General features: G+C 72.6%; 22 protein-coding genes. 10 read left to right on the top strand and 12 right to left on the bottom strand.

The window, feature by feature from the left end; genetic code table 11:
* Nucleotides 1–39: 39 nt before the first annotated feature.
* Both ACFCV8_RS15005 and cdgB read right to left on the bottom strand, forming a co-directional pair.
* On the bottom strand, nucleotides 40–978 hold the full coding sequence (locus ACFCV8_RS15005; RefSeq protein ID WP_376685759.1) for a carbohydrate-binding protein: 939 nt from the start codon (nucleotides 976–978) through the stop codon (nucleotides 40–42).
* Nucleotides 979–1,131: 153 nt separating this feature from the next.
* Nucleotides 1,132–2,757, bottom strand: a complete 1,626-nt coding sequence (cdgB, locus tag ACFCV8_RS15000; protein WP_376685758.1) for a diguanylate cyclase CdgB — start codon at nucleotides 2,755–2,757, stop codon at nucleotides 1,132–1,134.
* A 369-nt stretch (nucleotides 2,758–3,126) separates the two neighbouring features.
* On the opposite strand from cdgB, the gene ACFCV8_RS14995 reads away from it, so the two are divergent.
* Entirely contained in the window at nucleotides 3,127–3,633 is a 507-nt protein-coding gene (locus ACFCV8_RS14995; RefSeq protein WP_376685757.1) for a flavin reductase family protein, read from the top strand.
* Between the two features lie 192 nt (nucleotides 3,634–3,825).
* Here the strand turns inward: ACFCV8_RS14995 and arfB are convergent, their stop codons facing one another.
* On the bottom strand, nucleotides 3,826–4,260 hold the full coding sequence (arfB, locus tag ACFCV8_RS14990; RefSeq protein ID WP_376685756.1) for an alternative ribosome rescue aminoacyl-tRNA hydrolase ArfB: 435 nt from the start codon (nucleotides 4,258–4,260) through the stop codon (nucleotides 3,826–3,828).
* A gap of 182 nt (nucleotides 4,261–4,442) precedes the next feature.
* On the opposite strand from arfB, the gene ACFCV8_RS14985 reads away from it, so the two are divergent.
* Entirely contained in the window at nucleotides 4,443–5,018 is a 576-nt protein-coding gene (locus ACFCV8_RS14985; protein WP_376685755.1) for a TerD family protein, read from the top strand.
* Between the two features lie 313 nt (nucleotides 5,019–5,331).
* Nucleotides 5,332–6,912, top strand: a complete 1,581-nt coding sequence (locus ACFCV8_RS14980) for a M4 family metallopeptidase (RefSeq protein ID WP_376685754.1) — start codon at nucleotides 5,332–5,334, stop codon at nucleotides 6,910–6,912.
* A 31-nt stretch (nucleotides 6,913–6,943) separates the two neighbouring features.
* Here the strand turns inward: ACFCV8_RS14980 and ACFCV8_RS14975 are convergent, their stop codons facing one another.
* Genes ACFCV8_RS14975 through ACFCV8_RS14960 form a run of 4 tightly spaced genes read right to left on the bottom strand, consistent with a single transcriptional unit; the run spans nucleotide 6,944 to nucleotide 10,731 of the window.
* Nucleotides 6,944–8,353, bottom strand: a complete 1,410-nt coding sequence (locus tag ACFCV8_RS14975) for a M1 family metallopeptidase (RefSeq protein WP_376685753.1) — start codon at nucleotides 8,351–8,353, stop codon at nucleotides 6,944–6,946.
* 50 nt (nucleotides 8,354–8,403) lie between these two features.
* On the bottom strand, nucleotides 8,404–9,537 hold the full coding sequence (locus tag ACFCV8_RS14970; protein WP_376685752.1) for a hypothetical protein: 1,134 nt from the start codon (nucleotides 9,535–9,537) through the stop codon (nucleotides 8,404–8,406).
* Nucleotides 9,534–10,130, bottom strand: a complete 597-nt coding sequence (locus tag ACFCV8_RS14965) for an ankyrin repeat domain-containing protein (protein ID WP_376685751.1) — start codon at nucleotides 10,128–10,130, stop codon at nucleotides 9,534–9,536. Before ACFCV8_RS14965 ends, ACFCV8_RS14970 begins: the two co-directional genes overlap by 4 nt.
* Nucleotides 10,131–10,176: 46 nt before the next feature.
* The gene (locus ACFCV8_RS14960; protein ID WP_376685760.1) at nucleotides 10,177–10,731 is read right to left on the bottom strand and encodes a heme-binding protein; all 555 of its coding nucleotides are present in this window, start codon (nucleotides 10,729–10,731) and stop codon (nucleotides 10,177–10,179) included.
* 183 nt (nucleotides 10,732–10,914) lie between these two features.
* On the opposite strand from ACFCV8_RS14960, the gene ACFCV8_RS14955 reads away from it, so the two are divergent.
* Entirely contained in the window at nucleotides 10,915–12,321 is a 1,407-nt protein-coding gene (locus ACFCV8_RS14955; RefSeq protein WP_376685750.1) for a sensor histidine kinase, read from the top strand.
* On the top strand, nucleotides 12,318–12,947 hold the full coding sequence (locus tag ACFCV8_RS14950) for a response regulator (RefSeq protein WP_376685749.1): 630 nt from the start codon (nucleotides 12,318–12,320) through the stop codon (nucleotides 12,945–12,947). The genes ACFCV8_RS14955 and ACFCV8_RS14950 overlap by 4 nt, the downstream gene beginning before the upstream one ends.
* Nucleotides 12,948–12,956: 9 nt before the next feature.
* On the opposite strand, the gene ACFCV8_RS14945 is transcribed toward ACFCV8_RS14950, so the two are convergent.
* Nucleotides 12,957–13,853: a hypothetical protein gene (locus tag ACFCV8_RS14945; protein WP_376685748.1), complete on the bottom strand. Its 897-nt coding sequence runs from the start codon at nucleotides 13,851–13,853 to the stop codon at nucleotides 12,957–12,959.
* A gap of 115 nt (nucleotides 13,854–13,968) precedes the next feature.
* On the opposite strand from ACFCV8_RS14945, the gene ACFCV8_RS14940 reads away from it, so the two are divergent.
* The gene (locus ACFCV8_RS14940; RefSeq protein WP_376685747.1) at nucleotides 13,969–14,466 is read left to right on the top strand and encodes a hypothetical protein; all 498 of its coding nucleotides are present in this window, start codon (nucleotides 13,969–13,971) and stop codon (nucleotides 14,464–14,466) included.
* 84 nt (nucleotides 14,467–14,550) lie between these two features.
* On the opposite strand, the gene ACFCV8_RS14935 is transcribed toward ACFCV8_RS14940, so the two are convergent.
* Both ACFCV8_RS14935 and ACFCV8_RS14930 read right to left on the bottom strand, forming a co-directional pair.
* A complete protein-coding gene (locus ACFCV8_RS14935; RefSeq protein WP_376685746.1) occupies nucleotides 14,551–15,234 on the bottom strand; it encodes a pentapeptide repeat-containing protein in 684 nt (227 codons plus the stop codon).
* 63 nt (nucleotides 15,235–15,297) lie between these two features.
* The gene (locus ACFCV8_RS14930; RefSeq protein WP_376685745.1) at nucleotides 15,298–15,774 is read right to left on the bottom strand and encodes a GNAT family N-acetyltransferase; all 477 of its coding nucleotides are present in this window, start codon (nucleotides 15,772–15,774) and stop codon (nucleotides 15,298–15,300) included.
* 109 nt (nucleotides 15,775–15,883) lie between these two features.
* Here ACFCV8_RS14930 and ACFCV8_RS14925 point away from each other — a divergent pair, with 109 nt between their 5' ends.
* Nucleotides 15,884–16,558: a rhomboid-like protein gene (locus ACFCV8_RS14925; RefSeq protein ID WP_376685744.1), complete on the top strand. Its 675-nt coding sequence runs from the start codon at nucleotides 15,884–15,886 to the stop codon at nucleotides 16,556–16,558.
* A gap of 52 nt (nucleotides 16,559–16,610) precedes the next feature.
* A complete protein-coding gene (locus ACFCV8_RS14920) occupies nucleotides 16,611–18,011 on the top strand; it encodes an NAD(P)/FAD-dependent oxidoreductase (RefSeq protein ID WP_376685743.1) in 1,401 nt (466 codons plus the stop codon).
* Between the two features lie 66 nt (nucleotides 18,012–18,077).
* Here the strand turns inward: ACFCV8_RS14920 and ACFCV8_RS14915 are convergent, their stop codons facing one another.
* Nucleotides 18,078–20,609: a hypothetical protein gene (locus tag ACFCV8_RS14915; protein ID WP_376685742.1), complete on the bottom strand. Its 2,532-nt coding sequence runs from the start codon at nucleotides 20,607–20,609 to the stop codon at nucleotides 18,078–18,080.
* 309 nt (nucleotides 20,610–20,918) lie between these two features.
* Between ACFCV8_RS14915 and ACFCV8_RS14910 the strand changes: the two genes are divergently transcribed.
* Both ACFCV8_RS14910 and ACFCV8_RS14905 read left to right on the top strand, forming a co-directional pair.
* A complete protein-coding gene (locus ACFCV8_RS14910; RefSeq protein ID WP_376685741.1) occupies nucleotides 20,919–22,553 on the top strand; it encodes a 5-guanidino-2-oxopentanoate decarboxylase in 1,635 nt (544 codons plus the stop codon).
* The gene (locus ACFCV8_RS14905; protein WP_376685740.1) at nucleotides 22,550–23,743 is read left to right on the top strand and encodes a Glu/Leu/Phe/Val dehydrogenase dimerization domain-containing protein; all 1,194 of its coding nucleotides are present in this window, start codon (nucleotides 22,550–22,552) and stop codon (nucleotides 23,741–23,743) included. The genes ACFCV8_RS14910 and ACFCV8_RS14905 overlap by 4 nt, the downstream gene beginning before the upstream one ends.
* 187 nt (nucleotides 23,744–23,930) lie before the next feature.
* On the opposite strand, the gene ACFCV8_RS14900 is transcribed toward ACFCV8_RS14905, so the two are convergent.
* Nucleotides 23,931–24,311 (bottom strand): hypothetical protein, encoded by a 381-nt coding sequence (locus ACFCV8_RS14900; RefSeq protein WP_376685739.1) that lies wholly within the window; start codon nucleotides 24,309–24,311, stop codon nucleotides 23,931–23,933.
* Between the last annotated feature and the right edge of the window lie 174 nt (nucleotides 24,312–24,485).

The following is a 24,485-nucleotide window of genomic DNA, read 5'->3' as shown; positions in this document are numbered from 1 at the left end:
GCCCGAAGGCGTGGGGGCCGGACCCTTCCCGTGTACGGGTCAGCGCTTCACATGACCGGCCTTGAGCGACAGCTGGTCGAGGTTGGCGTCGCACTGGTCGCCCTCGTTGCAGGAGATCATCAGGGTGTTCTGGCCCTTCTTGAGCTCGACCCACGCGAAGGTCGTCGTCCAGCCCTTCTCCAGATCCCCCTCGGCCGCCCTGGCGAAGTTGTCCATGCTGATGCCGCGCGGGGCCTCGGAGTTGACCGTCAGGGACGTCTTCGCGTCCTTGCCCGGCACCCCGTACGTCACGAACAGCGTGTACGGGCCGTCCGCCGGGACCTCGACCGCCCAGGTCGCGGACCGGCCCACCTCGTTGAGGTTGATGTACTGGCCGTTGGCGCTCTTGGCACCCTTGGTGGTGTTGTCCAGCGTCGCCGAACCGCCCAGCTTCAGCGTCGCGGCGTCCTGCTGGGGCAGCCCGGCCGGGACCTTGGCGCTGGTGGTCTGCTCGGGCTCCGGGGACTCCTCGACCTGCTCGCCGGGGTCGGCGGAGGAGGTGGTCTCGTTCTTCTTGTCGCCCTTCTTGTTCTTGTCCGAGATCAGTGCGGCACCGATCCCGATGAGCACGACCAGGACCACCGCGACCGCGCCGATCAGCAGGCCCTTGGTGTTCGGCCCGCCCCTGCCGGGGGCACCGGGACGGCCGGGGCCGCCCTGCTGCTGAGCCTGCGCGGCACCGGGATACGTCTCCGGGGCGGCGTACTGGGCGTTCGGCTGGCCGTACGCCTGCTGCGGCGGCTGCTGGCCGTACTGGCGCTCGCCGACGGCACGCACCTGGTTGTACGACGTCCGGGGCACTCCGGGCTGGGCCACCGGCGGATAGCCGTACCCGCCCTGCCTCGGCGACTGGGCGCCCGCCGCCTGGCCGTCCTCGTACAGGTAGCCGAACGGATCGTCGTCCTCGGGTGTGTTTGCGCCGTTGTTCCCGGCCGTCATCCCTGGGTCACTCCTCACCATGTCGCCAGCCGTCGCCGAAAGTGCCAGCCGTGGCCGACCGGCCGAGCCTACCCCGAACGGCCCAGGCCAAGAATCTCCGTCCACCGCGGACGGGGGCCGCGCCCGGGCCCGGGGACGGCCGGGCCGTGAACGTCATCCTGCTCTGCGGTGAACCTTCGAGCGGGACCGCTTCTCCACGTACATCCGCTGGTCGGCGGAGGCCAGCACCTCTTCGGCGGTCATCCCGCAGGCGGCCCAGCCGATGCCGAAGCTCGCCCCGACCCGGACCGCCCGGCCGTCCACCCGGATGGGCGGGATGATGGCGTTGCGCAGCCGGACGGCCAGATCCGCGGCATCCGCCTCGCCCAGCCCGTCGGCGAGGACCACGAACTCGTCACCGCCGAGCCGGGCCACCGTGTCGCCGTCGCGGACACAGGTGGTGAGCCGCCGGGCGACCTCGATCAGCACGGCGTCGCCGGTGTGGTGACCGAAGCGGTCATTGATCGACTTGAAGCCGTCGAGGTCGCAGAAGAGGACCGCCAGCCCCTTCGCCCCGTCGTCCTGCCCGGTGTCCGGCGCCACGACGTGCACATGGTGGTCGTACGGGCCGCCGGGCGCCGGGTCCACCTCGTAGCCGTACGACGGCGGGTCGTCGGGGTCGCGGCGGACCGCGTCCGGCGCTCCCGCCTCCGCGTCCGGGCGCTCGCAGAGCCGGGCGCCCAGCCGGGAGCGGAGCTCGGCGCTGTTGGGCAGGCCGGTGAGCGCGTCGTGCGAGGCGCGGTGCGCGAGGTGCAGCTCGTGGCGCTTGCGCTCCTCTATGTCCTCGACGTGCGTGAGCAGGAAGCGCGGCCCGTCCGCCGTGTCGGCGACCACGGAGTTGCGCAGCGAGACCCACAGGTACGTGCCGTCCCGCCGCCCGAGCCGCAGCTCGGCGCGGCCGCCCTCGGCGGAGGTCCGCAGCAGGGTGCCGATGTCCTCGGGGTGCACCAGGTCGGCGAAGGAGTAGCGGCGCAGGACGGAGGCGGGGCGGCCGAGCAGGCGGCACAGCGCGTCGTTGGTGCGCAGCAGCCGGCCGTGCTGGTCACCGCCCATCTCGGCGATGGCCATGCCGCTGGGCGCGTACTCGAAGGCCTGGCGGAAGGACTCCTCGCTGGCCCGCAGCGCCTGCTGCTCCCGTTCGAGGCGGACCAGGGCCCGCTGCATGTTTGCTCTGAGCCGGGCGTTGCCGATCGCAATGGCGGCCTGCGAGGCGTACATCTGGAGGGCCTCGCGGCCCCAGGCTCCGGGGCGGCGGCCGTTGCGCGGCCGGTCCACGGATATGACGCCCAGCAGATCCGGGTCGCCCCCGGTCGTGTACATCGGGGCGTAGAGGCGGTCCTGGGGGTGCCACTCGTCCTCGAAACGGGGGTCGGGCCCGTCGGTGTGCCACTGCGGCACGTCGTCGTCGAGGAGGATCCAGCCGTCGGTGTGCGGTATGAAGCGGAGCTCGTCCCAGGCCCGGCCCATCGTCAGCCGGCGTTCCCAGGAGGAGCGCGAGCCGACCCGGCCGGTGATCAGGGCCTCCGCCGCGCTGTTCCCGGCGAAGGCGGCGACGACGAGATCACCGTCGGCGCGGACCAGGTTCACACAGGCCAGCTCGTAGCCGAGACCGGTGACGATGCCGTCGGCGACGGTCTGCAGCGTGTCGGCCAGGCTCCGCGCCGTATTGAGATCGGCCACGGCCTGATGCAGCTGCCGAAGCGTCGCAAGACGGACGTAGGGCTCCGACTCGGCCTCCATTGTTCGCACTCCCCGAGACCTCGACAGCACTCCAGGTTTCATATCGACGTACTGACCGCAGTGTCACCGCAACTGAATCACAGTGAGCTGTGCCGTCGGTACACAGGGTCAACAAATATCGCACTCTGTGACTCAAGTCACAAGAGATGGTAAAGAGTCGTGGGCGCCGGGTGAATTCGGCCCGTCCTTTTGCCGAACGCAAATCCGGGCGCCGCCCGGGGCGTCGCGGGCGTCCCCGGAGCCGTGGTCCTAGGACCGGCCTGGTCCCATGGCCCGATGCGGAGGCTCTCGCTCCGCGGCTAGCGTGCCGGTGTGTCCCAGACGACGACCTCCGCCCCGCGCCCCCGCCCCGTCCCGCATGCTGAGGGGGTGAGCAACGATGAGTTCCGCGCCGCCCTCGCCCGGCTGGCCGCCGGTGTCGTGCTGATCACCGCCCAGGAGCCGCCACTGGACGAGGACGGGCGCGGCGAGGACGTCGGGATGACGGCGACCGCCTTCATGTCCGTCTCGCTGGACCCGCCGCTGGTGATGGTCGGTCTGCGCAACGGCTCCCGGATGGACGACCTGCTGGCGGAGCAGCCGCTGTGGGCGGTGTCCGTGCTCGCCGAGGACCAGCGGCACATCGCCGGGCGGTTCTCGATGAAGGGCCGGATCAGCGACCGGCTGCTGTTCGAGGAGCTCGACTGCACCCGGGGCGCGATCACCTCGGCGCCGCTGATGGACGGGGCACTGGCCGCGCTGGAGTGCCGTACCGAGCAGCGGGTGGTGGCCGGTGACCACACGCTGGTGATCGGCCGGGTGCTGAGCGCGGAGCTGCCCGGCGGGGACGGGGCGCCGCTGACGTACTTCCGGGGGCGTTACCGGCAGCTGAAGTAGGGGGCCGCCGCGGTCACCGGGGACTCCCCCGGGTCATCGGGAGCCTCCGGGGGCGGCGCCGGTCGTACGCATGCCGCTGGCCGTGCCCATGCCCGCGCCCGTGCCACGAGTCGCGCCGATGTCACGAGTCGCGCCCGTGTCATGAGTCGCGCCCGGCCCACCGGTCGTGCGCGTGTCGCGGCCGCGGCCGTGTCACCAGTCGCGGCCGGAGCGGCCGCGTTTGGTCTCACCGCGCTGCTTCTTCTCGCGCAGCCGGCGCTCGTTGATCCCCCGGGGGATGCGGGTCTTGCGGCGCGGGCGGGGCGGCGGGGCCGTCGCCTCGGCGAGCAGGGAGGCGAGCCGGACGAGCGCCGTCTCACGGTTGCGCCACTGGGAGCGGTGCTCGGAGGCCCGGACCGAGATCACGCCACCCACCAGCCGGCCCTCCAGGCGCTGGAGCGCCCGCTCCTTCCACACCTCGGGAAGCGCTTCGGTCTCCGCGAGGTCGAAGCGGAGCTCCACCTGGGAGTCGCTGGTGTTGACGTGCTGGCCGCCGGGCCCCGAGGACCTGGAGAAACGCCACATGAGCTCGGCCTCCGGCAGGGAGACCGAGCCGCGGATGACATAGGGCCCGGACATGACACCCATGGTCCCCTCTCCGCCGGGGGTTCGTCACCTTCTTTTGCCGGGCGGTCCGCTCGTCCGGCCGGGGGTTTCGGTAAAGAAAGCAAAGGGATCAGGAACCTCCTGGTCCCTTGTCCGCGTTATGGCCTGTGACGGTAGCTTCGTGAGGGCACGAGGCCCGCGAGCGACGATGAAAGGGACTTCCCATGGCTGTAAGCCTGTCCAAGGGCGGCAACGTCTCCCTCACCAAGGAGGCCCCCGGCCTGACGGCCGTCACGGTCGGCCTCGGCTGGGACGTCCGCACCACCACCGGCACCGACTTCGACCTCGACGCCTCGGCGATCGCGGTCAACGCGGCCGGGAAGGTCGTCTCCGACGGCCACTTCGTCTTCTTCAACAACAAGTCGACGCCGGACCAGACCATCGTCCACACCGGTGACAACGTCACCGGCCAGGGCGAGGGCGACGACGAGCAGATCAACGTCAACCTGGCGGGCCTGCCGGCCGATGTCGACAAGATCGTCTTCCCGGTCTCGATCTACGACGCCGAGAGCCGCAGCCAGAACTTCGGCCAGGTGCGCAACGCGTTCATCCGCATCCTGAACCAGGCCGGTGGCGCCGAGATCGCCCGCTACGACCTGAGCGAGGACGCCGCCACCGAGACCGCCATGGTCTTCGGCGAGCTGTACCGCAACGGCGCGGACTGGAAGTTCCGTGCCGTCGGCCAGGGTTACGCCTCCGGCCTGCGCGGCATCGCGCAGGACTTCGGCGTCAACCTCTGAGCCTGACGCGATCCGAGCCTGACGCGACCTGAGCCCGACGTACGCTCGGGAGTCTCACGAGCCCCCGGCCGCCGCCCGCGGCCGGGGGCTCGCGCATGTCCGGCCCCCCGGCCGCCCCGGCCGCCCCGGTCACGCAGGACCGGGCGTGGCCGAATATGGCCAACTCCCGCCGATTAACGAACACATGTGTATTCCATTCGGACAAGAAGAAGTCAAATAAATGTGAGGCATTTGTTAGTGGACGGTCAATGTCACTCATTCGGTGGCACGCTCTCCGCTCGTAACCCCCCACGGAACGAGCAACGGAGAACGCATGACCCCCCACATGAACACCCGTCGCACCGCAGCCCTGGCCGCCGTGGCCGCGATGGTCGTCGTCGGACTCCAGACCGGTGCGGCAACCGCCGTGCCCGCCAAGGGCGATGGCGGCTCCTCCGCCCCCCGCAGCGCCGTCCCCTTCAGCGCGAACACCGCCGCCAAGCGCACCGCCGCCATCATGTCCGCACAGAGCGACGCCGCTTCGACCGCCGACTCGCTCGGGCTCGGCGGCAAGGAGAAGCTGATCGTCCGCGACGTCATCAAGGACGCCGACGGCACCGTCCACACCCGCTACGAGCGCACCTACGCCGGGCTGCCCGTACTCGGCGGCGACCTCGTCACCCACGCCGCCGCCAACGGAAAGCTCAAGGGCGTCACCAAGGCGACCGGGGCCCGGATATCGGTGGCCTCCACCACGCCGGCGATCAAGACCGCGGCCGCCGCCCGCAAGGTGATCTGGGCCGGCTCCGGCAAGCCCGTCCTCGCGCTGGAGACGGTGAGGACCGGGGTGCAGAAGGACGGCACGCCCAGCCGGGTCCACACCATCACCGACGCGACCACCGGCAAGGTCCTGCGCAGCTACGAGGCGGTCGAGACCGGCGTCGGCCACAGCCAGTACAGCGGTGACGTCGACCTCTCGACCACCGGGAAGGGCTCCGGCTTCGAGCTGACCGACAACGACCGCGGCGGCCACAGCACGTACGACCTGAACCAGGGCGAGAGCGGGACCGGCTCGCTGGTCACGGACGACGACGACACCTGGGGCGACGGCACCGGCAACGACCGCCAGACCGCCGCCGTCGACGCCGCCTACGGTGCCGCGAAGACCTGGGACTTCTACAAGTCGGCGTTCGGCCGCGACGGCATCGCCGGTGACGGCAAGGCCGCGTACTCCCGGGTCCACTACGGCGAGAACTACGTCAACGCCTTCTGGGACGACAGCTGCTTCTGCATGACGTACGGCGACGGCGCGGACAACAAGAGCGCGCTGACCGCCCTCGACGTCGCGGGCCACGAGATGAGCCACGGCCTGACCTCGTCCACCGCCAACCTCGACTACTACGGCGAGTCCGGCGGCCTGAACGAGGCGACCAGCGACATCCTCGGCACCTCCGTGGAGTTCGCCGCCGACAACAGCACCGACGTCGGCGACTACCTCATCGGCGAGAAGATCGACATCAACGGCGACGGCACCCCGCTGCGCTACATGGACGAGCCGAGCAAGGACGGCGCCTCGGCCGACTACTGGGACAGCAGCGTCGGCGACCTCGACGTGCACTACTCCTCCGGCGTCGCCAACCACTTCTTCTACCTGCTGTCCGAGGGCAGCGGCGCGAAGACCGTCAACGGCGTCGACTACGACTCCCCGACCGCCGACGGCTCCACGGTCACCGGCATCGGCCGGGACAAGGCCGTGCAGATCTGGTACAAGGCGCTCTCCGAGTACATGACCTCCTCCACCGACTACGCGGGTGCCCGCGAGGCGACCGAGAAGGCGGCGAGCGACCTGTACGGCGCGGACAGCGAGGAGCTGGCGGCCGTCGACGCGGCCTGGGACGGCGTCAACGTGAAGTAGTCCCACCGGCGGCATCACCACCGGGAGCCGGTCAGCCCTTCTGGGCGGGCCGGCTCCTGCCGTACAGCCAGGTCGACCACAGCTCGCTCAGGTCGCGGCCGACCGTCCGCTCCACATAGGCGGTGAAGTCGGCGGTCGACGCGTTGCCGTGGCGGTGGGCCTTCGTCCAGCCCCTGACCAGCGCGAAGAACCGCGTGTCGTCGCCCATGGCCCGGCGGATCTCGTCCACGACCATCGCCCCGCGCCCGTACACCGGCGGCTCCGAGATGTCCGCGGCGGTCGGCGGATCGGCGGGCGGGAAGGCCCAGTTGGCGTCGTTGCGGTACGCGGCGTCGAAGCTGCTCCGGACCGGGACGCCGTCCTTGTCGGCCGCCCACAGCCACTCCGCGTAGGTCGCGAAGCCCTCGTTGAGCCACATGTCCCGCCAGCTCTCGGGGGTGACGGAGTCCCCGAACCACTGGTGGGCCATCTCGTGGACCAGCAGCCCGGCGCTCGGCGGCCCGGCGAAGAAGGGCCGGTTCTGGGTCTCCAGCGCGTACTCGGCGTCCCCCGGGTGCCCGATGATCGCACCGGCCGAGGCGAAGGGGTACGGGCCGAAGCGCCGCGCCTCCCACGCCACGACCTCCGGAACCCGGGCGAGGACCGGCGCGCTGTCCGCCGCCACCGCCCGGTCCGCCGCGGTGAACACCTCGATGCCGCCCGCCGTCCTCGACTTCTTCGTGTCCTTGGTCTCGAAGCGGCCGATGGCGACGGTCGCGAGATAGCTCGCCATCGGCTCACCGACGTGCCAGCGGTACGTGGTGCGGCCCGCCGCGGTGACGGGGGCGGCCGGTTCACCGTTGGAGACCGCCGTCAGCCCCTCGGGGACGGTGACGGCGATGTCGTACGAGGCCTTGTCGCTCGGGTGGTTGTTACTGGGGAACCAGGTCATCGAACCGGCCGGTTCGCCGAGCGCGACCGAACCGTCCGCCGTCCGCAGCCAGCCCTCCCGCGACCCGTCGGGGTCGGTGAGGGTGCGCGGGGCGCCCGAGTAGCGGACCACCGTACGGAAGGTGTCCCCCTTGCGCAGCCGGACCCCGGCGTCCGGGCGCAGCGTCAGCTCCTGGCCCGCCCGGTTGACGGCGGCGGGGCGGCCCTCGACGGTCGCGGAGGCCACGGTGAGCCCGACGAGGTCGAGGTTGAAGGCGCTGAGGTCCTGGGTGGCGCGGGCGGTGACGGTGGCGGTGCCGCGCAGCCGCTGGGCGGCCGGGTCGACGTCGAGCACCAGGTCGTAGTGCGTGACGTCGTAGCCGCCGTTGCCGAGCCGGGGGAAGTACGGATCGCGCAGCCCGGCGGCGCCCGGCCGCCCCTCCACGCCGCCGGTACAGCCGGTGGCCGCCGCCAGCACCAGCAGGGCGAGGGCGGCGGGTGCCGTGCGGCGTACCGGTGTTCGCTGCTTCACTCCCGTGATCCTAGGGGCACCTGCGGCTTTTCGCCTGAATTGCCCTCCGGTCAGAGGATCGCGATGCCGAGCGGGCGGGCGCCCGCGTCGATCTCGGACGGCCGCTCGTGGCCCGTGAGGTCGACGACGGTGACGCTGTCGCGGTAGCCGTCGCGGGTGAAGCCCCCGGTGACGTACGCCGTGCGGCTGTCGTCGGTGACCGCGACGTCCTCGTGCGGCCCGTCCAGCGGTACGACGCGTTCGGTGCCGTCGGGGGCGCGGACGGTCAGCGAGGGGCCCTTGTCGTCGGAGGCGATCGGGCCGGTGCCGACGACGAGCAGGGTGCCGTCGGGGGCGGTCGTCGCGCCGTGCTGGTGGGTGTTGGCGGTCATGCGCTGGACGGTGGACCGCCCGGTGCGCGGGTCGAGGACGACGAGCCGTTCGCCTTCGAAGGGCAGCAGCAGCTTGCCGTCCGAGGGGCGTACGACGGCGTAGTGCGGCTTCAGCCAGGAGCCGAGGCCGCCCTCGGTGCCGTACGGGGCGACCTCGAAGCGCCGGGTGCGCCGGGTCGCCGGGTCCACCGCGGTGACGTCGAAGGAGTCGTGGCCGGTGGCGTACACCTCGGTGCCGTCCGGCGAGACGTCCACGTCGAAGGGGCGGCGGCCGACCGGGGCGGTGGCGGTGACCTCGCGGGTCGCGGTGTCGATGATCTCCAGCACGCCGTTCCGGCCAGGCACGTTGACGCCGACGTAGACCCGCCGCCCGTCCGGGGCGAGCGCGATGCCCATGCCGCCGCCCCGGTACTCGCCGGTGGTGACGGGCCCGGTCCGCGTCCGGTACGGGATGCGGGCGACCCGGGTGCGCTTCTTCGTGTCGACGACCGCGACGCCCTCGGCCGTCGCCACCCAGGCCAGCCCGTCGTCGCCGACGACCAGCCCGTACGGGGCGGTGCCGACCTCGACGGAACCGAGGGTGTGGCGGCGGTGGGCCGGGTCCGGGTCGACGAAGGTCACGGTGGTGGAGCCGAAGTCCGCGACGAGCAGCGTGCCGTGCGGGGTGGCCTCCCGCGCCGGAAGCCCCCGGGCGTTCCCCGGCGTGCTTTCCGGCGCGCTCACCGGCGTACGGGACGTCTCCGGCGTACCGGCCGCACAGCCCGCCAGGACCGCCGCCGCGAGGAGCGCCGCCGCGGCGTGCCGCACGCTCACCGGGCACCCCGCAGCAGGGCGGCGATCTCCGCGAGGCCCCGGCGCTCCGCGTGCTCCAGGGCCGTCGTCCCGTCCCCGTCCGGCAGGTCCGCGTCGGCCCCGGCGGCCAGCAGCAGCTCGACGATCTCCTGGTGCGCCCGGCCGCCGTCGCCGAGGATCACCGCCTCCAGCAGGGCCGTCCAGCCCAGCCGGTTGACGTGGTCGACGTCGATGTCGGTCAGCCGCAGCAGCTCCCGTACGTACGCGGCGTGGCCGCGCTCGCTCGCCGGGATGAGCGCGATGCCGCCGAAGCGGTTGCGGAGCGTCAGGTCGGGGCCGGCCGGCAGGAGGACGTGCAGCATCCGGACGCTGCCGGTCACCCCGGTCGCCAGCCAGGGGCTCTCCTCGCGCGCGTCCTGCGCGTCGGGGTCCGCGCCCGCCGCGACCAGCAGCCGGGCGGCCTCGACGTGGTCGCCGTGGACCGCGAGGAGCAGCGGGGTGCGCAGCTCCCCGTCGCGGCAGTCGACACGGGCGCCGCCCTCGATCGCGGCCCGCACCCGGTCGGGGCGACCGGTTCGCGCGGCGTCGAGCAGTTCCTGATCGAGGGCGTTCATGTCCGTACGGCTCCTGTCGTTCGGCCTGTTCAGGCGGTTCGGGCGGTTACTTGGCGAGTGCGGCCACGCCTGCCCGGGCGAACTTCTCGTCCAGGTCGCCGGAGGGGGCGCCGGCCACGCCGATGGCCGCGACCGGGGCGCCCTTCGCGGTGACGGGGGCGCCGCCCGCGAGGAACAGGGTGCCCGGGATGTCCTTCAGCGTCGGGGCGTTGGCCAGGCGCTGGGCGAGCTCGGAGGTCGGGGCGTTCCAGGACACGGCGGTGTATGCCTTCTTCACGGCCGACTCGTAGGCCTGCGGGCCCGCGCCGTCGCCGCGCAGGGTCAGGATCGTGTTGCCGTTGCGGTCGACGACGGCGACCGAGACCCGCTGGTTCTCCTTCTTCGCCGCGTCGAGGGTCGCCTGGGCGGCCTTGGTGGCGGCGGCCAGCGTCAGGTGGGTGCTCTGCTGGAGGTTGCCGTCCGCGGCGTCGGCGGTGACGGCGGCGGGCGCGGCGGCCGGGGTGGACGCGCTGGCGGACATCGTGCCGAAGGTCCCGGCGCCGAGGGCGGCGACGGCGACGGCACCGGTCAGGACACGGGTGCGCAGCGACAGCTTCTTCATGGTGAGCTCCTCAAGCACGGTAAGGACGGTGAGCGCGGTGGACGAGCGTGTTCGGCTCTGTCCTCCATGCTCCGGGCGCACCCGGTCCCGTACGGTCGACGGACCGGCTCGACGCCGCGCGCGGGACGGTCGACGGCCCCATCAGCCGAACGGCTGATGCGGGGACGGCCGACCGGGGTGACCATGGCTGTATCCGTGCAGGTCAGCCGTATCGCCGGCGCCCGGAGCGAGAGGTACGAGGTGAAGCACCGAACCACCCCGTCGGCACCCGGTACCGGGGCGGGACGGGCCGCGGGCGGCTTTGGGGGCACCGGGGCGGCGCGGCCCCGGGGCGGCTTCCCCGCCGTCGGGGCGGCGCGGGGGGACGACCCGGACGCCCGGTGGCTCACGCTCCTGATGCACGCCGCGTTCTTCCTGCTGCTCGGCGCCTCGCTCACCCGCTTCCTGCTGCGCCACCCCGGCGAGGCCCGCACCCCGTGGATCATCGCGCTCTCCGTGGCGCTCGCCGTGCTGTACGTGCTGGGGCCGGTGCTCGGCTCTCGTCCCACACCCCGGTCGCTGCTGTGGCTGGGCGTGCTGGTCGCCGTGTGGATGGTGGTGGTGGTCCTCGCGCCGAGCTTCGCGTGGTGCGCGGTGCCGCTCTTCTTCACCGGGCTGCGCATCCTGCCGCCGCGGGCCGCGCTCGCGCTCGTCGCCCTGCTCACCCTCTTCGTCGTCGCCGCGCAGCTGCGGCTGGCCCGGGGTTTCGACCCGAACCTGGTCCTCGCCCCGCCCGCCGTGGCGGCGATCGCCACGGCGGTCTTCGTCCACATGCGGCGCCAGGCCGAGCGCCAGCGCGAACTGTCCGAACGGCAGCGGCAGCTCATCGACGACCTGCTGCGTACCCGCCGCGAACTGGCCGCCACCGAACGCCGCGAGGGCACCCTCGCCGAGCGCCAGCGGCTCTCCATGGAGATCCACGACACCCTGGCCCAGGGCCTGTCCAGCCAGCAGATGCTGCTCCAGGCCGCCGACCGCACCTGGGACGCCGACCCGGTGACCGCCCGCCGCCACGTCCGTACGGCCACCGGCATCGCGGAACGCAATCTCGCCGAGGCCCGCCGCTTCGTCCACGACCTGGCCCCGGCCGATCTCGCGGAGGGCGGCGGGCTGGAGGCGGCCCTGCACGCACTGGCCGCCCGGGAGACCGCGCAGGGGCAGGGGCGGCTCACCGTCCGCTGCCATGTGGAGGGCGAGGGGCACGCCCCGCTGCCCGCCCGGACCCAGTCCGCCCTGCTCCGTATCGCCCAGGGGGCGCTCGCCAACGTGAAGGAGCACGCCCACGCGACCGAGGCGGCGCTGACGCTGACCCACCTCGACGACCGGGTCGTCCTGGACATCGCCGACAACGGGCGGGGCTTCACCCCCGCCGGGTCCACCCGGGCCACCGGCAGCGTGCGCGGCCACGGGCTGCCCGCGATCCGGGCCCGGCTGAGCCAGCTCGGCGGCACACTGACCATCGAGTCGGCGCCGGGCGAGGGTACGGTGCTGTCCGCCGCCGTGCCCCTCACCCCCGCCACCCCGCCCGCCGCCACGAAGGACCCCGGATGACCGCGACGCCGCCCGTACGCATCCTGCTCTGCGACGACCACGTCGTCGTACGCGCCGGTCTGCTCGCCCTGCTCGGCAGCGAACCGGACATCGAGGTCGTCGGCGAGGCCGGCAGCGGCGAGGAGGCCGTCGCCCTGGCCGCCAAGCTGGCCCCGGACGTCGTCCTGATGGACCTCCAGCTCGGCGCGGGCATCGACGGCGTCGAGGCCACCCGCCGGATCTCCGCCACCGGCGTCCATGTGCTCGTCCTCACCACCTACGACACGGACGCCGACATCACCCGGGCCATCGAGGCGGGCGCCACCGGCTATCTGCTGAAGGCCGAGCGCCCCGAGGAGCTCTTCGCCGCGATCCGCTCGGCCGCCCAGGGCCGTACGACGCTCTCGCCGCCGGTGGCCAGCCGGGTCATGGCCCGGATGCGCAAGCCGCTGCCCACCCTCACCGACCGCGAACGCGACATCCTGGCCCAGCTCTCCCAGGGCCTGGGCAACCGCGAGATCGCCCGCGCCCTGTTCATCAGCGAGGCCACGGTCAAGACCCACCTCGGCCGGATCTACGACAAGCTCGGCGTCGACACCCGCGCGGGCGCCGTGGCCGTCGCGAAGGAACAGCGCCTGCTGCCGTGAGGCCCGTCGTCAGCCGCGGTCGAAGAGCTCGTCGGTCGTCTTCACCGTGAACGCCCGGTCGACCCAGAGGTCGAGCGTGCTCAGCTCCCGGCACGAGCCGATGCGCTCCCGGGCGGCGGCGCTCACGTCCACGCCCCGGCGGTCCAGCATCCGCAGCACACTCAGGGAACGCTCCTTCGCGATGCCTTCTTCGCGGCCCTCTTCGCGGCCCTCGTCGCGGAAGCTCTCGGCGACGATGCCGCGGAAGTGGCTGAGGCTCGTGCTCATCAAGTTCCTCCAGATCTCGCGGGCCGGGGTATCTCCCAACCCCGCCTCGGTGAATTCGGCGAAGATCGCCGCGGCATCGGCGTCCGTGGCTCTGAGCGCCACGGCGAGGGCTTCCAGTATGGCAGCGATGTCCTGATCGTTACCATGTGTGATCGCGGAGAACACCGCCATGGGAATGTCCTCGGCGGCCCGTGCGGCGTCCGTCACGACGGGAACGTTGTGCGGCCCCAGGACCAGCGGGAACACAGCGAGGCTCGGGTGCTTCTCCAGCCCGATACGGATCGGCTCGGCCGCCCATTCAGCGGTCGCCTTGTCCCGGCAGACGACCAGCAGCACCGGCGGGTAGCGGAACTTCGCGAACAAGTGGGCGAGGTAGTACGCCCAGCTGCTCCGCTTCTCCGGGTCCTTCCTGCCCTGGGCCTCGATCGCCAGTAAGTAGCAGCCGCCGCCCACGACGTCGATCCGCAACAGTGTGTCGACGTGCCGCTCGACGGGACGCATCTCGGTCAGGTCCGTGTCCATCAGGGACACGGCGACCGGTTCCGGGAAAGGCACACCCAGCGCCCGGAAGGCACTGGTGAACAGCGACGGATTCTCCTGGAAGATCCGGTGCTGCGCTTCATGAGGTGAGCTGACCATGCGCAAAAAGCTATGCGCCTGACATATGCCAAGACGGGGATTCCCCGGCCGTTCACCGGATCGGGGCATCGGTCGCCCGGCGTTGACGACGTTCCGGGCATGACACCATCGAGGCGTGCTCGACATCGGCTACTCCCTCTCCCGGCGCTTCCCCGACCCGCCGCAGACCGACTACCGCCGCGCGGACGTCCACGCGCTGCGGCACGACCTGTTCTGCGGGGACGTCTACCTCGCGGACACCAAGGAGGACCGCGAGCTGTCCACGGCCTGGGGATGGGTGCCGGTGCTCGACTTCGCGTGGGCGCTGTGCGACATCGTCGAGCGGATCGACCAGGACCCGCGCGGCAACCGCTCGCACCGGCGGCAGTACGCCGAGCTGGACTTCACCGAGTCGTCCGACCTGATGTTCTTCGAGCGCCGCTTCGGCTGGGTCGACATCGAGGCCGACTGGATGCCCGGCGACGAGCCCCCGCTCACCTTCGGCCACTCGGTGCTGCGCCGCGAGGCCCGCGACTTCCTGCACGATCTGCTCGCCGACCTCTTCGACCTGCACGAAGGGCTCGCCGACAACCCCGTGGTCTGGGACCTCCAGGCCCGCTTCCCCCGTATCTGAGCACGAACCGCCGCGCCCCCACAACCACGGCCACGGCCACGGCCACGGCCACGCAGCATCCGCACCGCCCCCGTCCGGCTGCGGCTACGCCTCCACCCGCACCCCGATCTGCGCCGCGAAGGCGGGCGCCAGGTCCATCAGCTGGGCCGGGCTGATCACCGCGCCCGCCAGCCGCTCCACACCGCGCGCGATGTCCAGCTCCGCGACCGCCCGCAGATCCACCGACTCCATCCGCGCCGAACTGAAGTCGGCCCGTCTCAGCACGCAGTCGCGGAACTCCACCCGGGCCAGCCGCGCGCCCCCGAAATCCGGCTCGGAGAGCACGCAGCCCTCGAACACCACGTCCGTGAGCCGGGCCTCGCGCAGATTCAGGTAGTCGATCTTCCCGCCGCGCACCAGCACCCGCTCCAGCACCGCGCCGTGCAGCTGCACCCCGCCCAGCCGGGCGTCCACCACCTCCACGTCGCGCAGCGACGCCTCCGCGAGATCGGTGCCCACGCCCCGTACGCCGGTCAGCACCGAGTCGATGAAGCGGGCCCTGGCCAGCCGCGTACGGTCCAGCGCGCAGCCGTCCAGGGCGCAGTCCATGAACCGGGCGCCCCGCCCCGACCCGTCCGAGAGGTCCGTCGCCCCGAACCGCACCCCGTCGTAGTCGCCGTCCGGCTCAAGCCCCGCGCCGTCGTACGGGACGAGCGGCGGGAGGCGCACCTCCGGCCGCCGTGCCGCCGCGATGGTCTGCTTCGCCGTCTTCCCGCTGCTGCGTGCCATGGGCCCATCGTGGCCCATCGCACTGACAACGTCCCCGCGGCGGCCCGGTCCGGACGGAAGGCGCTACCCCCGCCCGCCCAGCTCCGCCAGCGACCCGTCCGTCAGCCGGTACACCGTCCACCCGTCCTGCGGCCGGGCGCCCAGCGACTCGTAGAACGCGATGGACGGGGCGTTCCAGTCCAGCACCGACCACTCCAGGCGCTGGTAGCCGCGCTCCACGCAGATCCGTGCCAGCTCCCGCAGCAGCGCCTTCCCGTGGCCGCCGCCGCGCCGCTGCGGGCGTACGTACAGGTCCTCCAGGTAGATGCCGTGCACCCCGCGCCAGGTGGAGAAGTTCAGGAACCACAGCGCGAAGCCGACCGGTTCCCCGTCGTCCGCCTCGGCGATGTGCGCGTACGCGGCGGGCCGCTCGCCGAACAGTGCCTCGTGCAGCTGCGCCTCGGTGGCCCGCGCCTCGTGCGGGGCCTTCTCGTACTCGGCCAGCTCACGGATCATCGCGTGGATGGCGGGGACATCTTCGGGAACAGCGGTACGGATCATGGGGGCAGGGTAGACAGACACCCTCCTTCCGCCCGCCCCGCCCCCCACGCGCCCCGGGCTCCGGGATGTCGGTCCCGCCGCCGGTCCCGGGGCCGTGCGTCAATCGGATATGACCCCGAGCAGCCCCGCACCGCCCGCCCGGCTCCCCGGTGCCGCCGTCCGGTGGCTCCGCAGCATCGGTTCCTGGATCCGCAGCGCGCCCGGCACCTACGTCTGGCTGGCCGCGCTCTTCGTCACCACGGTCGTCGTCCGCTCCATGTCGACGGACTTCGAGGAGGACTTCCTGCGCCAGCGCTCCACCAACATCCACGAACTCAGCCACGACCCGGTCCGCGTCCTGATCTCCAGCGCCTTCTGGATCGACGGCGGCAACTGGCTGCCGTGGGCCCTGCTCTACACCGTCTTCCACGCGACCGCCGAGCGCTGGCTCGGCACGCTGCGCTGGTTCGCCGTCGTCGTCCTGGCGCACGTGCTCGCCACCCTCGCCAGCGAAGGCGTCCTCGCCTGGGGAATCCGGCACGGGCAGGTGGCACCGTCCGCGGCCGACACCCTGGACGTCGGGGTCAGCTACGCGCTCGCCGGAGTGGTCGCCGTGCTCACGTACCGCGTCCCGGCGCCCTGGCGGTACGCGTACGCCTTCGCCGTGCTCGTCTTCTACGGCATCCCACTCATCACCGGCCGCACCTTCACCGATCTCGGCCACTTCTCCGCCGTGCTCATCGGCCTCGCCTGCTACCCGCTCACCCGGTCCCGGCGCGGGACGGGAGAGCCCCGCGCGCAGTAACGTCCCGCCCGAGAGCCACGAGGGCTCCACAACCGGACGAAGCAGGGGCAACATGAGCACCGTCAGCACCGTAAACGGCGGCATATCGTTCTGGTACGCGGACCAGGGCGTTCCGCTCGGCCGGGACCCCCTCCCCGGCGACACCACCGCCGACGTCTGCATCGTCGGCGGCGGGTACACGGGGCTGTGGACGGCCTACTACCTCAAGAAGGCCGTCCCCTTCCTCAACATCACCGTCCTCGAGGCCAAGTTCTGCGGATACGGCGCCTCCGGGCGCAACGGCGGCTGGCTGTACAACGGCATCGCGGGCCGCGACCGCTACGCGAAGCTGCACGGCCACGAGGCCGCCGTCCGGCTCCAGAAGGCGATGAACGAGACGGTCGACGAGGTCGTACGGGTGGCCGGCGAGGAGAACATCGACGCCGACATCCACCGGGGCGGCGTCCTCGAAGTCGCCTACACCCCCGCCCAGCTGGCCCGGCTCAAGGACTTCCACTCCGTGGAGATCGCGTTCGGCGAGACGGACCGGGTGCTGCGCGGCGCCCGGGAGACCTGCGAACGCGTCAACGTCGCCGGGGCCGTCGGCTCCACCTGGACCCCGCACGGCGCCCGGCTGCACCCGGTCAAGCTCGTCCAGGGGCTCGCCGCCACCGTCGAGGCGCTCGGCGTCACCGTCCACGAGTCGACCCCGGTCACCGAGATCGCCCCCAAGCACGCCCGCACCCCGTACGGCACCGTCCGCGCCCCGTACATCCTGCGCTGCACCGAGGGGTTCACCGCGAACCTCAAGGGCCAGCGGCGCACCTGGCTCCCCATGAACTCCTCGATGATCGCCACCGAGCCGCTGCCGCGGTCGGTCTGGGACACCATCGGCTGGGAGGGCCGCGAGACCCTCGGCGACATGGCCCACGCCTACATGTACGCCCAGCGCACCGCCGACGACCGGATCGCGCTCGGCGGCCGGGGCGTGCCCTACCGCTACGGCTCCGGCACGGACAACGACGGCCGCACCCAGCCCGCCACCGTCGAGGCGCTGCGCGACATCCTGGTCCGCTTCTTCCCCGCCGCCGCGGGCGCCCGCATCGACCACGCCTGGTCGGGGGTGCTCGGCGTCCCGCGCGACTGGTGCGCCACGGTCACCCTGGACCGTTCCACCGGGCTCGGCTGGGCGGGCGGTTACGTCGGCTCCGGCGTGGCGACCGCCAACCTCGCCGCCCGTACCCTGCGCGACCTGGTCCAGCAGGATTCCGGCCAGTCCGGCCCCACCGAGCTGACCGCCCTCCCCTGGGTCGGCCACAAGGTCCGGCGCTGGGAGCCGGAGCCCTTCCGCTGGATCGGCGTGCACGGCATGTACGCGGCCTACCGCGCCGCCGACCGGCGCGAACTGGCCTCGCCGCGGGCCGGTACGGACCCGGTGGCGAAGTTCGCGGACCGGCTGTCCGGACGGCACTGACCGCACACGCGCGGGCACCCGCCACCGGGAGGGGTGACGGGTGCCCGTGCGTGCGGGTGGACCTGATCAGGTGTGGCAGTAGCTCTTGTCGTGGCAGGGCTTCGGCTTGGGCTTCGGCTTGCAGCCCTTGCCGCTGCACGGCTTCTTCTTCTCGACGGTGATGCGGGCCTGGTCCGTGTTGGACACCACGGTGCCGTTGCGCGCGGTGGCCACCGCGTTGTTGACGACGTCACCGCGGTCGGCGTCCGCCGCGGTGACGGTGTACGTACCGGTGCAGGTGGTCGAGGCGCCGGGGGCGAGCGTGGTCGCCTCGCAGGTCACACCGGTCACCCGGTCGTCGTCCACCACGATCCCGGTCAGCTCCTGGGAACCGGTGTTGGTGACGGTGTAGGTGTACGTCACCCTCTCGCCCACCTTGTAGACGCGCGAGGTGTCCACCTTCTTCGTCAGGTGCAGCGAGGCCACGGTCTCCGGCTCGGTGCGCACGAGGGCGTCGTCGGGCTCCGACTCCACTTCGGTGCGGCCGAACTGCCCGTGTGCGGCGGCCACGTTGGCGACCTCGCCGCGGTCGGCGTCCGCCTGGGTGACGGTGTACGTGCCGGTGCAGGTGGTGGAGGCGCCCGGGGGCAGGGTGGTGGCCGCGCAGGTCACGTCCGGCACGAGATCGTCGGTGACCCCGATGCCGGTGAGCGTCACCCTGCTGGTGTTGGTGACGGTGTACGTGTACGTCACCCGGTCACCGGGCCGGTAGACCCGGCTGTCGTCGACCGACTTCGTCAGGTGCAGGCTCAGTTCGGAGGCGACCAGCACGGTCTCCTCGTCGGGCTCCGACTCCACGTCGGTGCCGCCGGAACGGCCGTGCGCGGTGGCGACGTTGGTGACCGACTCGGCGTCCGCGTCGGCCTCGGTGATCCGGTAGGTGCCGGTGCAGGTGGTGCTGTCACCGGGCTGCCCGTTCGGGGCGAGCGTGGTCGCGGTGCAGGTCACGCCCGTCACCCGGTCGTCGCTGACCGAGAGGTTCGTCAGCTGCTGCGGGCCGAGGTTGGTGACGGTGTACGTGTACGTCACCTCGTCGCCGACCTCGTACACCCGGGTGTCGTCCGCCGACTTCTCCAGTCGGACGCCGGGGCCGGACTCCACCGGCAGGGTGACCTCGTCCGGGGGCGACTCGACGGGGGTGTCGTCGGCCCGGCCGTGCGCGGTGGCGACGTTGGTGACCGAACCCGCGGCGCCGTCCGCCTGGGTGACGGTGTACGTGCCGGTACAGGTCATCGACGCGCCCACCGCGAGCGTGGTCCGTGGGCAGGTGATGCCGGTGACCCGGTCGTCGGTCACGGCCACATCGGTCAGCGGCACACCGCCGCTGTTGGTCACCACGTACTCGTACGGCACCTTCGTGCCGGGGGTCAGCGGCAGCTCCAGCGGCGGTTCCTGGGAGACCTGCTTGACCAGGTTGAGCTGGGGCAGCGGCGCGGCCGGGTGGACGCTGACGTTCCGGATCAGGTGGACGTCGGTGAACAGCCCCGTCGACGCGGCGAAGCCGAACTTGTAGGTGCTGGGCACCGGCTGGGGCGCCGGGGTGGAGAGCACCTGCCGGCTGCCGTTGCCGTCGTGGAAGTCGATCGCGACGGTGATCACCGGGTTCGGCGACGGGGAGATCTCCACGGTCACCGTGCGGCGGGAGGGCTCCAGCAGCGCCTCGGCCTGTGCCGGAGTGGCGTCCGCCGGGATCGAGGTGGTCGGTCCGTGCAGCTGGCCCGGCAGGGTGGAGGGCCAGGGCCCGGTGGTGGAGAAGTTGCTGGTGGTCGCGTCCAGGAAGCAGTAGCCCTCGGTGCCGTCGCCCGGTCCGCGCAGCGTCACCATGTTCTGGCCGGGGGCCGGGACGCGGAAGGCCGTACCGGCCGGGGAGCGGGTGGTGCAGCCGGTACCGCGGCGCTCCCAGTCGCCGAAGTAGTTGCCGAGCACGTCGAGGCCGACCCCGACGTACCCGCGGTTGACTCCCGGCAGGAAGGGCTCGGCCGGGTCGTCGTTGGGCAGCTTCTGCGCGTAGCCGAGGCTGCCGCCGAAGGCGCCCGGGGCGGTCAGCGAGGCGGCGCCGTCGATGAGGAAGAACGAGATGCCGTCGGCGGGCGGGTTGGTGGTGCCGCCGTACTGCCACTGGTCGAAGCTGGTGACCAGGCCCTGGTTGGCGGGGAGCGCGTGGTTGTAGAGCACCGCGGCGGACTGGTCGTGGGACGCGTCGGTCAGCCTGAGGTAGCCGCGCGGCGCCGCGTTGTCCGGCGGTACGGGGCCGGTGGCCCCGGCCGGGCAGCCGGTGAGCGGGTGGGTGCCGGGGCCGGGCGCCGGGGCCTGGGGGGCGCCGGTCAGGCAGGCGGGCCCGAACGCCTCGAACTCCGGGTCCGCGGTGGCCCCGGTGAACGTCTCGTTCACCAGGGGCACGCCCGCGGGCTGGGCGGCGACCGACTGGGCGGGCAGCCCCAGTCCGGCCGCCACCAGCCCGAGCACACCGAGCCCGCCCGCGGCCAGGCGTCCCAGCCTGCCCCGTCCCCGACTACGGCCCCGGCCTCTGCTCGGGGCACCGAAATGTCTCAGCCTCATGCCGGGCAACGTAGGGATTCGCCCCGGCGTCCGTCCGTAACACGCCCCACGGCCGCCGACCTCCCACCGTCCGGCGTACGCATCCGAATGACGGCGCCCCGGGGCGGATCGCCCGGTGGAGCGAAAGGCCCGGGAAACGGCGGAAGGCCGCTGCCCCGCCGGTGCGCCACCCACACCCGCCCCGGACCGGGGTGGGGCAGTGCGGTCCGGATGATCCGACAACTGAACACGCGTTCAATACTCGCGCGCATTGACAGGGGCGCGCCGGACTCCGAATACTGACTGTTCATTCAGTAAGGAGTCCGCGCAGTGTCTGGAGCCACCCCGTCGGGTCCCCCCGCCGCCACCGCCCCGATCACCGGCGGGGAGGCCCTGGTCCGGGCACTCGCCGCACACGGCGTGACCCGGGCCTTCGGCATCCCCGGCACGCACAACCTGGAGATCTACCGGCACCTGGCCGCCCACCGGATCGAGCACGTCAACCCCCGCCACGAACAGGGCGCGGGGTACGCCGCCGACGCCTACGCCCGGGTCAGCGGCCGCCCCGGCGTCGCGCTCACCACCACCGGCCCGGCCCTGCTGAACATCGCGGCCGCCGTCGGCCAGGCGTACTCCGACAGCGTCCCGCTGCTCGTGGTCTCCCCCGGCATGCCGCTGCGCCACCCCCGCCAGTCGACCGGGCTGCTGCACGAGACGCGCAGCCAGACCGAGGCGCTGCGGGGCGTCGCCGCGGTCAGCCACCGGGTGTCCTCGGCCGAGGAGATCGGGGTGGCCGTCGCCCGCGCCTTCACGCTCTTCCGTACGCGGCGCCCCCGGCCCGTGCACATCGAGGTCCCGCTGGACCTGCTCACCGCCGCCGGACCGGCCGGGCCGGTACGCCTCGCCCCACCGGTCCCGCCCGTCGCGGCGGACCCCGGGGCGGTCGCGGAGGCCGCCGCGGCGCTGCGGGCGGCCGTCCGGCCCGGGATCGTGCTGGGCGGCGGTGCGCGCGGGGCCGCCGCCGAGTGCCTGCTCCTGGCCGAACTGCTGGACGCCCCCGTGGTGACCTCGGCCAACGGCAAGGGAATCGTCCCCGAGCGCCACCCGCTCGCGCTCGGCGTCTCGCTGCACAGCCCGGCCGTCCAGCGCTGGCTCGCGGAGCGCGACGTGGTGCTCGCGGTGGGCACGGAGCTCGCCGAGTCCGACCTGTGGTCGCCGCCGCCCGCGCTCGCCGGCACGCTCGTACGGGCCGACCTCGACCCGGCACAGATGTACGCGGGGCTGCCCGCGGACATCCCGCTGGTCGGCGACGCCCGCCCCACCCTGCGCGCCCTCCTCGACGCACTCCCCGCCACCGGCCCCGCCCGCCCGGAAGCGCACCGGTCCGTCACCGCCCTGCGCGCCGAACGGGACGCCGGGACCCGGGAGCTGGACGCCCGTCTGCTGCCGTACCTGGCCGCGATGCGGTCCGTGCTCCCCGCCGACACGGTCCTCACCTCCGACAGCGCCCAGTGCTGCTACAACGGCGCGCTCCCGCACCTGCCGATCGGTCCGGAGGGCCGCTACCTCCACCCGACGGGCTTCGGCACGCTCGGCTACGCGCTGCCCGCCGCGATCGGCGCGAAGGTGGCCGCCCCGGACCGTCCGGTGGTCGCGCTCAGCGGCGACGGCGGCCTCCAGTTCTCCGTGCAGGAACTGGCCACCGCCGTACAGCTGCGACTCCCGCTGCCCGTCGTGGTCTTCGACAACGGCGGCTACGGCGAGATCCGCGACGAGATGGCAGCCCGCGGCGACCGCCCCACCGCCGTCGACCTGCCACCGGTCGACCTGCCCGCACTGGCCCGCGCCTACGGCGGCCACGGCGTACGCGCCGACTCCCCCGAGGCGCTCGCCGAGGCGCTGCGCCGCGCCCTGGACACCCAGGGCCCCACCCTCATCACCGTTCCCGAGGAGCCGTCCCGATGACCCCGTCCGCCGACAACGCCCCGCTGATCTCCCTCACCTGGACCGACGAGGAGACCGGTCACCGGGGCCACCTGGTCATCGACCGTCTGGTGCGCGGTGTCTCCAGCGGCGGCCTGCGGATGCGGGCCGGGTGCACGCTGGAGGAGGTCGCCGGACTGGCCCGCGGCATGACGACGAAGGAGCTGCTGCACTACGACCCGGCCGCCCGCTACATCCCGCTGGGCGGCGCCAAGGGCGGCATCGACTGCGACCCGCGCGACCCCGCCGCGTACGGCGTCCTCGTCCGCTACCTGCGTGCCGTACGCCCGTACATCGAGCACTTCTGGACCACCGGCGAGGATCTCGGCCTCACCCAGGACCTGGTCGACCGGGCCGCCGCCGAAGCGGGCCTGGTCTCCTCCGTCCAGGCGGTCTACCCGCTCCTGGACGACGAGGACGCGGCCCGCCGGCGCCTCGCCGACGCCTTCGCCATCGAGGTGGACGGCATCGGCCTGGACGAGCTGGTGGGCGGCTGCGGGGTCGCCGAGTCGGTGCTCACGGCGCTGGACCGGGCCGGTGTCCCGCACCGCGGCACCCGCGTCGCGGTGCAGGGGCTCGGCACCATGGGCGGTGCCACCGCCCGCTTCCTGGACCGCGCAGGACTGCGGGTCGTCGCGGTCGCCGACATCAAGGGCACCGTCGCCAACCCGGACGGCCTGGACATCGAGGCGCTGCTCGCCGCGCGCGACGGGCACGGCACGGTGGACCGGGGCGCGCTCCGCCCCGAGGACCGCGAACTGCCGCCCGGCGCCTGGCTCTCCGCCGACGCCGACGTGCTGGTTCCGGCCGCCGTCTCGTACGCCGTCGACACCGTCAACCAGGCGGACATCACGGCCCGCTGGGTCGTCGAGGCCGCCAACATGCCCGTACTGCCCGGGGCGGAGGCGCTGCTGGCCGCCCGCGGCATCACCGTACTGCCGGACGTCGTCGTCAACTCCGGTACGAACGCCTGGTGGTGGTGGACGCTCTTCGGCGACATCGGCGCCGACGCCGACGAGGCGTTCGCCCACGTCCGCCGCTCGATGCGCACCCTGGTCGACCGGATACTGACCCGCGCCGAGGCCGGGGGCACCACCCCCAGGGCCGCCGCGCACGCCCTGGCCGCGGACCGGCTGCCGGTCGTCACGGAACGCTTCGGCCGCTACCGCTGACCCGCCCCGGAAGAAAAGAAGAGGGTAAAGCGGAAACGGAAAGAACGGCGGGCCAAGAAAAACGCCGGAAGAGCCTGCGGGGAATCATTCAGGGAATTCCCCGCAGGCCGCGGCGCGCACCGCGGTGTGCACCGATTCGGTTCACCTGTTCAGTTCACCTGTTCACCGGACCGCCGTGCCGGTCGCCCTACGGGACGAGCCGGATGGAGTTGTACGGCGTGTAGTCGTAGTCGTAGTAGGTGTCGGCCTTCTGGTACCCGGCGCAGTTGTTGCCGGCCACGTCGTAGCAGTTGCGGGCGGTGGCGCCACCGGTCTGGTGGTTGTAGATCCGCTTCATGCCGTACTGGTTGTAGATCCGGTGGGCCCCGTAGGAGTAGAAGATGTACGTGGGCTTGTCGTTGGCCCAGCCGGCGTTCGGGTAGAGGCAGACGGCCCCGGACGGGCAGCCGTGGATGGTGGCGGCCGCGCTCGCGGCGGAGGCACTGCCGCTGAGCGACAGGCTCGCTCCGGCGGCGATCACTGCGGCCGCCGCGACGGTCCTGGCTATCGCACTACGCGTCTTGCCCATGCTTGATTCCCCCAGTTCTCACGCCGCGGCCCCGGTCCGGATCGCGGCTTTCCCGTCGAAGGCTCGTTCTTGAGCCCCTCATATGGTGGCGGGGAAGGAATCGGGGGGACCATTCCTTTTCAGCTCGGGGAAAAGGTCCGGTTCATCGGACGGGGAACCGATGAGATCGCGTAT

The sequence above is a fragment of the Streptomyces sp. NPDC056347 genome, assembly GCF_042262625.1.
In the GTDB taxonomy this organism is placed as follows: Bacteria; Actinomycetota; Actinomycetes; order Streptomycetales; family Streptomycetaceae; genus Streptomyces.
Note: the sequence above shows the minus strand (reverse complement) of the source record. Positions and strands in the feature narration are given on the sequence as shown.

What these genes read in the sequence shown, in the direction of transcription:
- ACFCV8_RS15005 (WP_376685759.1), bottom strand. Translation starts at nt 978, where the DNA reads ATGACGGCCGGGAACAACGGCGCAAACACACCCGAGGACGACGATCCG.
- cdgB (WP_376685758.1), bottom strand. Translation starts at nt 2,757, where the DNA reads ATGGAGGCCGAGTCGGAGCCCTACGTCCGTCTTGCGACGCTTCGGCAG.
- arfB (WP_376685756.1), bottom strand. Translation starts at nt 4,260, where the DNA reads ATGGGTGTCATGTCCGGGCCCTATGTCATCCGCGGCTCGGTCTCCCTG.
- ACFCV8_RS14985 (WP_376685755.1), top strand. Translation starts at nt 4,443, where the DNA reads ATGGCTGTAAGCCTGTCCAAGGGCGGCAACGTCTCCCTCACCAAGGAG.
- ACFCV8_RS14980 (WP_376685754.1), top strand. Translation starts at nt 5,332, where the DNA reads ATGACCCCCCACATGAACACCCGTCGCACCGCAGCCCTGGCCGCCGTG.
- ACFCV8_RS14965 (WP_376685751.1), bottom strand. Translation starts at nt 10,130, where the DNA reads ATGAACGCCCTCGATCAGGAACTGCTCGACGCCGCGCGAACCGGTCGC.
- ACFCV8_RS14960 (WP_376685760.1), bottom strand. Translation starts at nt 10,731, where the DNA reads ATGAAGAAGCTGTCGCTGCGCACCCGTGTCCTGACCGGTGCCGTCGCC.
- ACFCV8_RS14955 (WP_376685750.1), top strand. Translation starts at nt 10,915, where the DNA reads ATGGCTGTATCCGTGCAGGTCAGCCGTATCGCCGGCGCCCGGAGCGAG.
- ACFCV8_RS14950 (WP_376685749.1), top strand. Translation starts at nt 12,318, where the DNA reads ATGACCGCGACGCCGCCCGTACGCATCCTGCTCTGCGACGACCACGTC.
- ACFCV8_RS14945 (WP_376685748.1), bottom strand. Translation starts at nt 13,853, where the DNA reads ATGGTCAGCTCACCTCATGAAGCGCAGCACCGGATCTTCCAGGAGAAT.
- ACFCV8_RS14935 (WP_376685746.1), bottom strand. Translation starts at nt 15,234, where the DNA reads ATGGCACGCAGCAGCGGGAAGACGGCGAAGCAGACCATCGCGGCGGCA.
- ACFCV8_RS14930 (WP_376685745.1), bottom strand. Translation starts at nt 15,774, where the DNA reads ATGATCCGTACCGCTGTTCCCGAAGATGTCCCCGCCATCCACGCGATG.
- ACFCV8_RS14925 (WP_376685744.1), top strand. Translation starts at nt 15,884, where the DNA reads ATGACCCCGAGCAGCCCCGCACCGCCCGCCCGGCTCCCCGGTGCCGCC.
- ACFCV8_RS14920 (WP_376685743.1), top strand. Translation starts at nt 16,611, where the DNA reads ATGAGCACCGTCAGCACCGTAAACGGCGGCATATCGTTCTGGTACGCG.
- ACFCV8_RS14915 (WP_376685742.1), bottom strand. Translation starts at nt 20,609, where the DNA reads ATGAGGCTGAGACATTTCGGTGCCCCGAGCAGAGGCCGGGGCCGTAGT.
- ACFCV8_RS14905 (WP_376685740.1), top strand. Translation starts at nt 22,550, where the DNA reads ATGACCCCGTCCGCCGACAACGCCCCGCTGATCTCCCTCACCTGGACC.
- ACFCV8_RS14900 (WP_376685739.1), bottom strand. Translation starts at nt 24,311, where the DNA reads ATGGGCAAGACGCGTAGTGCGATAGCCAGGACCGTCGCGGCGGCCGCA.